Origin of the sequence: Bradyrhizobium sp. NC92, assembly GCF_025200865.1 — a bacterium.
Classification (GTDB): domain Bacteria; phylum Pseudomonadota; class Alphaproteobacteria; order Rhizobiales; family Xanthobacteraceae; genus Bradyrhizobium.
Window position 1 is genome coordinate 805,577 of record NZ_CP104171.1, and the last position, 12,439, is coordinate 818,015.

Annotated in this window: 9 protein-coding genes; 5 read left to right on the top strand and 4 right to left on the bottom strand. The window is 65.0% G+C overall.

Features of this window, described 5'->3' with window-relative positions:
• Positions 1-93 precede the first annotated feature (93 nt).
• Positions 94-795: a response regulator transcription factor gene (locus N2602_RS03775; protein WP_008542552.1), complete on the bottom strand. Its 702-nt coding sequence runs from the start codon at positions 793-795 to the stop codon at positions 94-96.
• A 242-nt stretch (positions 796-1,037) separates the two neighbouring features.
• Here N2602_RS03775 and N2602_RS03780 point away from each other — a divergent pair, with 242 nt between their 5' ends.
• From N2602_RS03780 to N2602_RS03790, 3 genes are all read left to right on the top strand, one after another.
• On the top strand, positions 1,038-1,787 hold the full coding sequence (locus tag N2602_RS03780; RefSeq protein WP_260381811.1) for a HugZ family protein: 750 nt from the start codon (positions 1,038-1,040) through the stop codon (positions 1,785-1,787).
• A gap of 64 nt (positions 1,788-1,851) precedes the next feature.
• Entirely contained in the window at positions 1,852-4,446 is a 2,595-nt protein-coding gene (locus N2602_RS03785) for a CHAT domain-containing tetratricopeptide repeat protein (protein WP_260381812.1), read from the top strand.
• Between the two features lie 285 nt (positions 4,447-4,731).
• The gene (locus N2602_RS03790; protein WP_212259440.1) at positions 4,732-6,348 is read left to right on the top strand and encodes a phosphoenolpyruvate carboxykinase; all 1,617 of its coding nucleotides are present in this window, start codon (positions 4,732-4,734) and stop codon (positions 6,346-6,348) included.
• A gap of 199 nt (positions 6,349-6,547) precedes the next feature.
• Here N2602_RS03790 and N2602_RS03795 read toward each other — a convergent pair whose 3' ends face one another.
• A complete protein-coding gene (locus tag N2602_RS03795; RefSeq protein ID WP_212259441.1) occupies positions 6,548-7,363 on the bottom strand; it encodes an acyl-CoA thioesterase II in 816 nt (271 codons plus the stop codon).
• A gap of 197 nt (positions 7,364-7,560) precedes the next feature.
• The gene (locus tag N2602_RS03800; RefSeq protein ID WP_172786667.1) at positions 7,561-10,077 is read right to left on the bottom strand and encodes a glycogen/starch/alpha-glucan phosphorylase; all 2,517 of its coding nucleotides are present in this window, start codon (positions 10,075-10,077) and stop codon (positions 7,561-7,563) included.
• Positions 10,078-10,281: 204 nt separating this feature from the next.
• On the opposite strand from N2602_RS03800, the gene N2602_RS03805 reads away from it, so the two are divergent.
• The gene (locus tag N2602_RS03805) at positions 10,282-10,515 is read left to right on the top strand and encodes a hypothetical protein (RefSeq protein ID WP_172786668.1); all 234 of its coding nucleotides are present in this window, start codon (positions 10,282-10,284) and stop codon (positions 10,513-10,515) included.
• 17 nt (positions 10,516-10,532) lie between these two features.
• Here the strand turns inward: N2602_RS03805 and N2602_RS03810 are convergent, their stop codons facing one another.
• The gene (locus N2602_RS03810) at positions 10,533-11,396 is read right to left on the bottom strand and encodes a LysR family transcriptional regulator (RefSeq protein ID WP_260381813.1); all 864 of its coding nucleotides are present in this window, start codon (positions 11,394-11,396) and stop codon (positions 10,533-10,535) included.
• A 109-nt stretch (positions 11,397-11,505) separates the two neighbouring features.
• Here N2602_RS03810 and N2602_RS03815 point away from each other — a divergent pair, with 109 nt between their 5' ends.
• Complete coding sequence (locus N2602_RS03815; protein WP_172786670.1) at positions 11,506-12,417, top strand: DMT family transporter; 912 nt, start codon at positions 11,506-11,508, stop codon at positions 12,415-12,417.
• Positions 12,418-12,439 lie beyond the last annotated feature (22 nt).

The window sequence follows — 12,439 nt, forward strand, 5'->3', positions numbered from 1 at the left end:
ACGGCCCGTGCGAAGGTCCCCGCATCCTAGAGCGATCCTCGTCCCGATGGAACGAGAACCGGAGATGCTCTCGATCGCGCTGGAGGGTGCGCCTCAGGCTTCCTTGAAACGGTAGCCGACGCCGTAGAGCGTCTCGATCATCTCGAACTCGTTGTCGACCACCTTGAACTTCTTGCGCAGCCGCTTGATGTGGCTGTCGATGGTGCGGTCGTCGACATAGACCTGGTCGTCGTAGGCGGCGTCCATCAGCGCGTTGCGGCTCTTCACCACGCCGGGCCGGGTCGCGAGCGCCTGCAGGATCAGGAATTCGGTGACGGTGAGCGTCACCGGCTCGTTCTTCCAGGTGCAGGTATGGCGTTCCGGATCCATGCGCAGAAGGCCGCGGTCGAGCGCCTTGGCGTCGTTCTCCTTCGGCGCGACGGTCGGGTCCTTCGGCGCCGAGCGGCGCAGCACCGCCTTGACGCGCTCGACCAGCAGACGCTGCGAAAACGGTTTGCGGATGAAATCGTCGGCGCCCATCTTGAGGCCGAACAGCTCGTCGATCTCCTCGTCCTTGGAGGTGAGGAAGATCACCGGCAGGTCGGACTTCTGCCTGAGACGGCGGAGCGTCTCCATGCCGTCCATGCGCGGCATCTTGATGTCGAGGATGGCGAGATCGGGCTGGGTGGTCCGGAAACCGTCGAGTGCGGAGGCACCGTCGGTGTAGGTCATGATACGGTAGCCTTCGGCTTCCAGCGCGATCGAGACGGATGTGAGAATGTTGCGGTCGTCGTCGACCAAAGCGATTGTGGGCATGAGCCTCTCTGCTTTCTGCTTTCCGTTTGGGTCGTGGCTTGAAACGGCGAGCGATCCAGTGATGCGCCGCATACATGGGTGCCGAAGTGGCGTTCGAACCTTGTCACCGAGCAATGCAAGCTGGGCTGAAGTGTGACCAAGTTCCACGAGACACGGCAGATTCGCCGCGTCTCGACCCATAACCGGGCCCCCGTTTACCCGAAAAAAGGCCCACCTTGCAACCACCTGAGCTGAGAAAGCCGATGCAACCGACCCCCGATTTCGACCCCGCAAGGCTCGCCAGATCGCTGCTGAGGCGGTCCCGGCAGGGGGCCTTGGCGACGCTGATGACCGGCAGCGGCGATCCCTATTGTTCCCTGGTCAATCTCGCCAGTCATCCCGACGGCTCGCCGATCCTGTTGATCTCGCGCCTTGCCGTGCATACCAGGAACATCCTCGCGGACTGCAGGGTCTCGCTGATGCTGGACGAGCGCGTGGCCGGCGATCCCCTGGAAGGCGCCCGGATCATGCTGTCGGGCCGGGCCGAGGAGGCCGATTCCGACAAGGATCTGCTCCAGCGACGGTATCTCAGTGCCCACCCCTCGGCAGAAGGCTTTGTTTCCTTTAAGGATTTCTCCTTCTTCCGGATCCGGCCCACGGGAACCCATCTGGTCGCCGGCTTCGGCCGGATCGTCGACCTCAAGCCCGAGCAATTCCTGACCGACCTTACCGGCGCCGAGGACCTGCTGGCGGCGGAGGCGAGCGCCGTCGAGCACATGAACGCAGACCATCGCGATGCCCTGAATCTCTACGCAACGAAGCTGCTCGGCGCCGCCGAGGGCGACTGGCGCTGTACTGGCTGTGACCCTGAAGGCCTCGACATGCAAGACGGGCAAGCCGCGCTGCGGCTGGACTTCCCGGAGCGGGTGACGGATGGCACGGGCCTGCGCAAGATGCTGGTCCGCCTCGCTGGCGAGGCGCGCACGAGGATGGACCAGGGCGCAACCGCTTGAACGCCGCTACCGATCGCCGCGACCCATGACCGTGACGGTTGTCGGGTACGCAGCGAGAGGGCTCATGACGCGTCGACGTTTGGCATGGACTGCGGGTCTGGCGCTCGCCATCACCACCCTGCTGGCTACCCCGGCCCTCGCCCAAAAGGGCGACCTCGCCGCACAGGGGGCGCGGATCAACGCGCTCAACCAGGCCGGCAAATATGCGGAAGCGCTGCCCCTGGCGCAGGCCATGGTCGCGAGCCTGGAGAAGGGCAATGACGGGCGCGAGCTCTCTGCGGCGCTCAACAATCTCGGCCAGGTCTATGCCGGGCAGGGCCGCGACGATCTGGCCGAGCCGGTCTACAAGCGCGCGATCGCGCTGATGGAAAAGTCGCTCGGCCTCGACACCGCCTTGATCTCGCCCGAACTGACCAATCTCGCCGCGCTGTATCAGAGGCAGGGCCGCTTCACTGAAGCCGAGCCGCTGTTCAAGCGCGCGCTCGCCGTCAGCGAAAAGAGCCTGTCGCGCGAGCATCCAGATGTCGGCCGGGCCCTCAACAATCTCGCCACGCTCTATGTGAAGCAGGAGCGCTTTGCCGATGCCGAGCCGCTGTTCCGGCGTGCGCTCGCGATCTATCAGAAGGCCGCAGGTCCCGAGCATCCCGCGGTCGCCACGGTCCTGAACAACATCGGACAGGTCGAGCGCGACCTCGACCGCGACGCCGATGCCGAAGCGCCGATCAATCGCTCGCTCGCAATCCGTGAAAAGGTGCTGGGGCCGGACCACCCCGACGTCGCGCGCTCGCTCAACAATCTCGCCGGGCTCTACCAGCACCAGCAGCGTTATGCCGATGCCGAGCCGCTGTATCGCCGCGCGCTGGCGATCCGCGAGCGTGCGCTCGGGCCCGATCACCCCGACGTCGCGACCTCGACGAGCAATCTCGCCGATTTCCTGCAGGCGACGGGACGGACGGCGGACGCCTTGCCGTTGGCGCAGAAGACGCTCGCGGCCAACCGTGCGCAGCTGCGTGTCGTGTTGCCGATCCTGTTCGCGGCGAGGCAGCAATCGCTGCTCGCGAGCGAGAAGGCGCTCGACGACGCCCTCGGTGTGATCCAGCGCGGCTCGCAATCCTCTGCTGCTTCCGCCGTGAACAAGCTCGCGGTGCGGCTCGCCGCCGGCAGCGACCGGCTCGCCGAGCTCGTGCGCAAGGATCAGGATCTCGCGGCCGAGTCCGAAGCGCTCGACAAGGCGATCATCGCTGCGGTGTCGAAGCCATCGGCCCAGCGTGACGTCGCGGCCGAGCAGCGCAGCCGCGCGCGGATCGCGGCGATCGCGAGCGCGCGCAACGGATTGCAGAAGACGCTCGCGGTCGAGTTTCCCGACTATTCCTTGCTTTCCAACCCGCTGCCGCTGACCGTGAAGGACATCCAGCCGCTGCTGGCCTCCGACGAGGCGATGGTGGTCTATTCCGTCGTCGACAGAAGGAGCTATGTCGTCGCGATCACGCGCGAGAGCGTCGACTGGAAGGAGATTCCGCTCGAAGCGGACGCGATCACGCAGAAAGTCACCGCCTTTCGCAGGGGGCTCGATGTCGGCAAGGCGCGCGATGCCTCCGGCAAATCGGGATTGTTCGACCTCGCCCTCGCCAACGAGCTCTATGTCGCGCTGCTCGGCCCGGTCGAGGCGCTGACCAAGGACAAGCGCAACCTGCTGGTGGTGCCGTCGGCGGCACTGACCGCATTGCCGTTTCATCTGCTGGTCACGGAGAAGCCGCAGGCTGCGATCCCGGACCGGCTCGAGGGCTACCGCAGTGCTGCCTGGCTGCTGCGGCGCCAGGCCGTCTCGGTGCTGCCGTCGGTGATCAGCCTGAAATCGCTGCGCGCTTTTGCCCGCAGGGATCAGAGCATCAAGCCGATGACCGGTTTCGGCGATCCCGTGTTCAACCCTGCGGCCGAAGGGCCTGCCGACCGGCGCGCCGCGAGCGGCAAGGTCGCCGCACGCAGCATTGCGACGATCGCTTATGCCGACTTCTGGCGCGGCGCAGGCGTGGATCGTGCGCGGCTGGCCCAGGCACTGCCGCAACTGCCCGATACGGCCGACGAATTGAGCGCGGTGGCGAGGGACGTCGGCGCGGCAGAGGCCGATATCCATCTCGGCCGCGACGCCAGCGAAACGACGCTCAAGCGTGCAGCGCTTGCCCAATACGGCATCATCTACTTTGCCACCCACGGCCTCGTTGCCGGCGACGTCAAGGGATTGGGGGAGCCCTCGCTTGCGCTCTCCATCCCCGACCAGCCGACGGAGCTCGACGATGGTCTTCTCACCGCGAGCGAAGTGGCCCAGCTCAAACTCAATGCCGATTGGGTTGTGCTATCCGCCTGCAACACCATCGCGGGCGACAAGCCCGGTGCCGAAGCGTTGTCGGGATTGGCGCGCTCGTTCTTCTACGCAGGCGCCCGCGCGCTCTTGGTGTCGCATTGGGCCGTGGATTCGGAGGCTGCGACCCGCTTGACCACATCGACCTTCGAGCTGCTCAAGAACGAACCGAAGCTCGGTCGTGCCGAAGCTTTGCGCCGCGCGATGTTAGCCTATCTCGATGATGCCTCGTCGCCACGCAACGCTTATCCCGCGATGTGGGGGCCGTTCGCGCTGATCGGCGAGGGTGAGGTAAGATAGGGCGTCGGCGCCGCGATTGTGCGTCGCAATAACCGGGCATAACGCGCAAACGTGCATTTGGTTGCGCGATCATCAGCACTTTCTCGATGCAGCCATTCAGAGCTGACATGCGCGACGTTTGGCGCGGTCCTTGAATAAACCAAATCCTGCGGGATCAGCTTGGCAACGCCAGCGTTCATCAGTATTACGTCGTTCAGCCGAGGCCGAACGGCCCATATTCACGGTGATCGCGACGGCGCCAGACTTGGCCGCGCTGAGTGTCGCGAGTTCTAGGAGGATTTTTTCGTGCAAGAGACGGGCGTGCGCAACGGTGCCTTCGGCGCCGACAAATTCGGCTTAAAGAATCTCAAGCAGGTTCACTGGAACCTGGGTGCGCCGCAACTCTATCAATACTCGCTCGCAGCGGGCGAGGCGGTGCTCTCCGCCGATGGCGCACTCTGCGCTGACACCGGCGAGTTCACCGGGCGCAGCCCGAAGGACAAGTTCACGGTGCGCGACGCCGCCACCGACAAGAAGATGTGGTGGGCCGGCAACCAGTCGATCACCGCAGAGCAGTTCGAGACGCTCTATCAGGACTTCCTCAAGCACGCCGAAGGCCAGCGCCTGTTCGCGCAGGACCTCTATGGCGGCGCCGACCCGGCCTACCGGATCAAGACGCGCGTCTTCACCGAGCTTGCCTGGCACTCGCTCTTCATCCGCACGCTGCTGATCCGCCCCGAGGCGATCGAGCTGTCGACCTTCGTGCCGGAGCTCACCATCATCGACATGCCGAGCTTCCGCGCCGATCCCAAACGCCACGGCTGCCGCTCGGAGAACGTCGTCGCGATCGATTTCACCCGCAAGATCGTCCTGATCGGCGGGTCTTATTATGCCGGCGAGATGAAGAAGTCGGTGTTCACGACGCTGAACTATTATCTGCCCGAGCGCGGCGTGATGCCGATGCACTGCTCGGCCAATGTCGGCGCCAAGGGCGATACCGCGATTTTCTTCGGCCTGTCGGGCACCGGCAAGACGACGCTGTCGGCCGATCCCAACCGCACGCTGATCGGCGACGACGAGCACGGCTGGGGCCCGAACGGCGTCTTCAATTTCGAAGGCGGCTGCTATGCCAAGTGCATCAAGCTCTCGAAGGAAGCCGAGCCCGAGATCTATGCCGCCTCGACTCGCTTCGGCGCGGTGCTCGAGAACTGCGTGCTCGACGACGACACCCGCGTCGTCGATTTCGACGACGGCTCCAAGACCGAGAATACGCGTTCGGCCTATCCGCTCGACTTCATCCCGAACGCGTCGCGCACCGGCCGCGCGCCGCAGCCGAAGAACGTGGTGATGCTGGCTGCCGACGCTTTCGGCGTGCTGCCGCCGATCGCCAAGCTCTCGCCGGCGCAGGCGATGTATCACTTCCTGTCCGGCTACACCGCCAAGGTCGCCGGCACCGAGCGCGGTCTCGGCAACGAGCCGCAGCCGGAATTCTCGACCTGCTTCGGCTCGCCCTTCCTGCCGCTCGATCCATCCGTCTATGGCAACATGCTGCGCGACCTCATTGCCCAGCACAATGTCGATTGCTGGTTGGTCAATACGGGGTGGACCGGCGGCAAGTACGGTGTCGGCTCGCGCATGCCGATCAAGGTGACGCGCGCGCTGCTCACCGCCGCGCTCGATGGCTCGCTGCGCAACGTCGAATTTCGCACCGACAAATATTTCGGCTTCGCGGTCCCGACCGCGCTGCCGGGCGTGCCGGCCGAGATCCTCAACCCGGTCAACACCTGGAAGGACAAGGACGAGTTCGACAAGACCGCCCGCGCGCTGGTCGGCATGTTCCAGAAGAATTTTGCCAAGTTCGAAGCCCAGGTCGACGCCGAGGTCCGCGCCGCCGCGCCGGATGTGAAGCTCGCGGCGGAGTAAGCGCTCGGTCTTCAATGCAAAAGGGCGGCCGAAAGGCCGCCCTTTTTGTTTGCCCCATATCTTTCCACCGTCATTGCGAGCGCAGCGAAGCAATCCAGAAATCCCTCCGCGGAGACAGTCTGGGCTGCTTCGTCGCCAGCGCAAAATTGCTCCGCAATTTTGTCGCGGGCTCCTCGCAATGACGAGTCCGTGGAAGCAGCTAGGCCTTGAAATACGCGATCTGCGTCGTGGTCGCGAGCAGCCGGCCGTTCGGCGACCACAGCTCGGCGTTCTGGTCGGCGTAGCTCTTGTGCATGATCTTGGAATCGGCCGTCGCCAGCACGCGCGTGATGTCTTCAGCCGCGAGCTCCTCGGCGTCGGTGTGGAAATACGTCGTCAGCGACACCGTGCCGAACGGCACCAGCTCGCGCCGGGCGTGGAAGATGCGGCCGAAGAAGGCGTCGGACATCGACATCAGCGACAGCATGTCGAGCTTGCGCGGCGTGCGGTCGCTGATCCAGATTTTCGAATAGGTGCTGGCGGGCTCGGCCTGCGGCGGGCCCATCCGCATCTCGCCCTCGACGAAGCGGAATTCGTATTGGTTGGCCCAGGATGCCGAGATTTTTGGGAACGGCAGCGTCTGTTCGAACGGCTTTGTTTCAGGATATTGCGCCACCCGGTGCTCCCAGGACGGGCGCCGCTCGGCGAACACCGCGGTGGCGAGCGTTGCGACCTCGCCGCCGCCCTGGCTGAGCTCGACGCTCCAATGCTGGCTGGAGCGGTTGGCTTTGACCAGCCGCACGTCGAGGTCGAACGGGCCCTTGGCGATCGGCGCGCAATAATTGACGGTGACGGCGAGCGGATCGCCGGCGCGTTCGGGATGGTCGATCAGCGCGCGCAAAATGGTCGCGGCCGTGGCGCCGCCGAACGGGCCGACAAAGGCCCAGTAATCGTCGCTGGTGTGTCCCTGCCAGCTGCTGTCACCGGCGGTGACGCGCGTGGCCTCGTCGAAGGGGTGCGGGAGCTTGGCGTGCATTGTGGGTCCTCGATGCCTCCACAGCCGTCATTGCGAGCGCAGCGAAGCAATCCAGACTGTCTCTATGGATGCAGTCTGGATTGCTTCGTCGCTGCGCTCCTCGCAATGACAAGCGGTGCGCTGACGGTCATCATATGACAGTCGGCGCCGCCATGTTCAATAACGTCGCTGGTAATGGAAATCCACGCCGCGGAAAATCAGCCCGCGGCGTCGCGCAAATTCGGCAGCAGCGGCGTGGTCGGATTGACCGGCACGTTCCAGATCTCCTCGGCATATTCGCGGATGGTCCGGTCCGAGGAGAACCAGGCCATGCGCGCCACGTTGAGGATGGAGGCGCGTGTCCAGGCCGGCGCCACCTGCCAGCGCGCATCGACCGCGCGCTGCGTCTCGTAATAGGAATCGAAATCGGCGCTGACCATGTAATGGTCGAGATAGCGCAGCGCATGCGCGATGGATTCGAAGCGGCCGGGATCGCCGGGCGAGAACTCGCCGGCGCCGATCGCGTTGATGGCGCGCTGCAGCTTTGGTGACCTGCGGATCACGTCGGAGGCATCCAGCCCCTGCTTGCGCCGGATCATGACATCGCCTGCCTCCATGCCGAAGATCGCGATGTTCTCCGCGCCGACATGGTCGCGGATCTCGATGTTGGCGCCGTCGAGCGTGCCGATGGTGATGGCGCCGTTCAGCGCCAGCTTCATGTTGCCGGTGCCGGAAGCTTCCATGCCGGCGGTGGAGATCTGCTCGGACAGATCGGCGGCGGGAATGATTACTTCGGCGAGGCTGACATTGTAGTCGGGCAGGAACACGACCTTGAGCTTGCCGCCGATCGCGGGATCGTTGTTGACGATGTCGGCGACGTCGTTGATCAGCTTGATTATCAGCTTGGCATAGCGATAGCTCGCCGCCGCCTTGCCGGCGAAGATCTTCACCCGCGGCACCCAATTGCCGTTGGGCTCGTCCTTGATCGCCTGGTACAGCGCGACCGTCTCGATGACGTTGAGCAGCTGGCGCTTGTATTCGTGGATGCGCTTGATCTGCACGTCGAACAATGCGCCCGGGTCGACCCTGATGCCGAGCCGTTCGCCGATCAGGCGGGCGAGCTGGGCCTTGTTGTGGTGCTTGACGCTGCGGAATTTCTTCTGGAACTCGACATCGCTGGCGCGCGCCTCGATCAGCGAGAGCTGGGTCGGATCGTCGAGCACGGCCTCGCCGCAGGTCTCGCGCAACAAATCGGTCAGCTTCGGGTTCGCCAGCATCAGCCAGCGGCGGAAGGTGATGCCGTTGGTCTTGTTGGTGATGCGGCCGGGATAGAGATGGTTGAGGTCGTGGAACACGGTCTCGCGCATCAGGTCCGAATGCATCGCCGAGACGCCGTTGATGCGGTGCGAGCCGACGAAGGCGAGCTGGCCCATGCGCACGCGGCGGCCGCTCTTCTCGTCGATCAGCGAGACCGAGGCACGGAAGTCGATGTCGCCGGGGCAGCGCGCTTCCGCGAGCGCCAGATGCTGCACGTTGATGCGGTAGATGATTTCCAGATGCCGCGGCAACAGTCGCTCGAACAGCTCGACCGGCCAGGTCTCCAGCGCCTCCGGCAGCAGCGTGTGGTTGGTGTAGGAGAGGGTGGCGACGGTGATCTTCCAGGCCTCGTCCCAGCGGAAATTGTGGAGGTCGACGAGGATGCGCATCAGCTCGGTGACGGCAAGGCTCGGATGGGTGTCGTTGAGCTGCACCGCGACCTTGTTCGACAGGCTGCGCAGCTGGCCGTCGGACGACAGATGCCGCTTGACCAGATCCTGCAGCGAGGCCGAGACGAAGAAATATTCCTGGCGCAGCCGCAGCTCGCGGCCCGCCGGGCTTTCGTCGTTCGGATAGAGGAATTTGCAGATCGCCTCCGCGCGCGCCTGCTCGGCGCTGGCGCTGACGTAATCGCCCTTGTTGAAGGCATCGAGCTTCAGCGGATCGGGCGAGCGCGCCGACCACAGCCGCAGCGCGTTGACGTGCTGGCCGCGCCAGCCGACGATCGGCGTGTCATAGGCGATCGCCTGCACGGTCTCGCTCGCGTGCCAGATCGCGCGGTCGCGGCCCTTGTCATCGACATGCTCGACGCCGCCGCCGAAATTGATGTCGTAGATCACCTCGGGCCGCTGCAATTCCCAGGGATTGCCGAAGCTCAGCCATTCGTCGGGATATTCCTGCTGCCAGCCCTGATTGATGATCTGGCGGAACAGGCCGTAATCGTAGCGGATGCCGTAGCCGATCGCGGGGATCGACAGGGTCGCCATGCTCTCCATGAAGCAGGCGGCGAGCCGGCCGAGGCCGCCATTGCCGAGCGCTGCATCCGGCTCGCATTTGCGCAGCTCCGGCAGCGAGACGCCGAGATCGCCGAGTGCGACCTCGAAGATCTGCAGGAGGCCCATGTTGTTGAGCGCATCGGTGAAGAGCCGGCCGATCAGGAATTCGAGCGAGAGATAATAGACGCGCTTGCGGCCCGCGTCGTAGCTGTGCTTCTCGGCCGTGAGCCAGCGATGCACGATGCGGTCGCGCAGTGCGAGCGCCGCGGCCTGATACCAATCGTGCCTGGTCGCCATGCCAGCGTCCTTGCCGATGGCAAGGCGCAGCTTTGCCAGGATTGCGCCCTTGATCTCGGCCAGCGCGAGTTCGTCGATGGGCTGCCCGGGGGCCGGAAAACTGGGCTGGAACGATGAATCCTGCAAAGCCGTCACTTCCTAGGTCGAAGTACTCTCACCAATCTACGCGTCCTGCCCCTTGCACCGGAACTGACGCCCGGCGGTCGTGCACGCCGCTGGCGCAAAATTATGCAAGGAACGGGCCGAGTTGGGAACCCGGAGGAGCACGGAGAAAGCCGGATTCGGTGCTAGATTACGAAAGATTCAGCCATCAGTGTGGAGGAGACGACCATGAGACTGCTGATCGAAATCGCCACTGCAGCCCTGCTCGTCGTCTGCATCAGCGCCACCAGCGCGGCGTTTGCCGCCGGCAAAACCGGTCGCAGCGCCGACGGCCTCAGCTGCGGCTTCACGGTGCCGCAGAATGCGTCGCCCGCAGCCCGCTGCACTGCGATCAAGCGCCAATGCGGCGGCAAGTTCTACGCAAGCGCGTGCGGTGACAAATTGATGTCCGCTGCGAATTGAGCGGAGGTCCGGCGAGCTCAAGCCGCCTTGCTCTGCACCGCATCGCAAAACTCCGCGAGACGATCCGCAAGCCGCAGCGTTGCCGGGCTCGCATCCGGTGAAGCCATCAGCGCCACCTCGGTCTTGTTGATCGGCGCAAAGCCATCCTTTGCCGTCAGCACGCGGTGATCGGACTGGATCGCCATCTCCGACAGGATGCTCAAGCCCATGCCGGCGGCGACCGCGGCCTGGATGCCGGCGAGGCTCGACGAGGTGTAGGCGGTGTGCCAGGCGCGGCCCGCGCTTTCCAGCGCGTGGATGGCGCCGGCGCGATAGATGCAGCCGAGCGGAAAGCCGATCAGCGGCACCGAGGGCACATCGACCTCGACCGGATGGCTCTTGCTGGTGACCCAGTGCACCCGCTCCGGCCAGACCGCGATCGCGTCCTTTGCCCCGGCCTCGCGCTTGTAGAGCGCAAGGTCGAGCTCACCGCGCGCGAGATCGCGGGCGAGATGCTTGCTCTGGTCGGCGCGCACGTCGAGCCGCAACCCCGGATGCGATCGCGAGAACGCGCCGAGCAGTTTTGCCAAGCGGTAGGCCGCAAAGTCCTCGGGGATGCCGAGCCGGATCGCGCCTTCGCCGCCCGGCTGGCGCAATACGTCGCGCGCCTCCTCGTCGAGCGACAGCAACCGCCGCGCATAGGAGAGCAGCCGCTCGCCGGCCTCGGTCGGGCGCACGTCCTTGCCGTCGCGGTGCAGCAGCACCTGACCGACATCCTCCTCCAGCCGCTTGATCTGCTGGCTGACGGTCGATTGCGTGCGGTGGACCCGTTCGCCGGCGCGGGTGAAGCCGCCGGCCTCGACCACCGAGACGAAGCTGCGCAGCAGCTCCAGATCCAGCATCGCCGCCTCCATTGAAAAATCCACTGGACTGCAGTTAATCATTTAATTTCCAAATGACAAGCGGCCTCCCTAGATCGAGGGCAGAAGAAAAACATCCGAGAATGCCCTCATGTCGCTCGCCACCTCGCTTCCCGCCCCGCGCAGCCGCTTCAACACATTGCCGCTCGCGATCGGCCTGTTCTGCCTGCTCTGGAGCTACGCCTTCGTCGCCGGCAAGATCGGCGTCACCCATTGCCCGCCGCTGATCCTGCTCGCCGCGCGCTTCTCGCTCGCGGGCATCCTGATCCTGGGCGCCACGCTCGCCCGCGGCGACGGCTGGTCATTGACCTGGCGTGACGCCGCGGTCTTCGCAGTGCTGGGCATCGCCAACAACGCTCTCTATCTCGGGCTCGGCTACACCGGCCTGCAATCGGTCTCCGCAGGCCTTGGCGGCCTGATCGTGTCGGCCAATCCGGTGTTCACGGCGGCGCTCGCCGCGCTGCTGCTCGGCGAAGGCATGACCTGGCGCAAGGCGAGCGGCCTCTTGCTCGGGATCATCGGTGTGACGGCAATCGTCTGGCATCGCCTGTCGGTCGGCGCCGACAGCCTGGACGGGATCGTCTTCACGCTGGCCTCGCTCGCCTCCATCGTCGCCGGGACCATCCTGTTCAAGCTACTCGCGCCGAAGGGGTCGTTGTGGATCGGCAACGGCGTGCAGAACCTCGCTGCCGGCATCGCGCTGACGCCAGTCGCGCTGATTTTCGCCGATGTCCACGCCATCGACTATACGCCGGGCCTGATCGGCGCCTTCGCCTTCCTCGTGCTCGGCGGCTCGATCCTCGCCTCCTGGCTCTGGTTTCATCTCCTGAAGACGTGTGGCGCCACCGCCGCCAGCGCCTATCATTTTCTGATGCCGCCGCTCGGCATGCTGTTCGCGTTCCTCGTGCTCGGCGAGCACATCGAGGCGCGCGACCTGCTCGGCATCATTCCGGTCGCGCTCGGCATCTACCTGGTGACGCGGCCGGCGAAGGCGAAGTCGTGAGCGAGATAGAGGCCCCGCTATC

Excerpts from the sequence above, each read along its gene's own strand:
- N2602_RS03795 (WP_212259441.1), bottom strand. The coding sequence starts at position 7,363 with ATGCACGCCAAGCTCCCGCACCCCTTCGACGAGGCCACGCGCGTCACC.
- N2602_RS03815 (WP_172786670.1), top strand. The coding sequence starts at position 11,506 with ATGTCGCTCGCCACCTCGCTTCCCGCCCCGCGCAGCCGCTTCAACACA.
- N2602_RS03805 (WP_172786668.1), top strand. The coding sequence starts at position 10,282 with ATGAGACTGCTGATCGAAATCGCCACTGCAGCCCTGCTCGTCGTCTGC.
- N2602_RS03775 (WP_008542552.1), bottom strand. The coding sequence starts at position 795 with ATGCCCACAATCGCTTTGGTCGACGACGACCGCAACATTCTCACATCC.
- N2602_RS03780 (WP_260381811.1), top strand. The coding sequence starts at position 1,038 with ATGCAACCGACCCCCGATTTCGACCCCGCAAGGCTCGCCAGATCGCTG.
- N2602_RS03810 (WP_260381813.1), bottom strand. The coding sequence starts at position 11,396 with ATGCTGGATCTGGAGCTGCTGCGCAGCTTCGTCTCGGTGGTCGAGGCC.
- N2602_RS03785 (WP_260381812.1), top strand. The coding sequence starts at position 1,852 with ATGACGCGTCGACGTTTGGCATGGACTGCGGGTCTGGCGCTCGCCATC.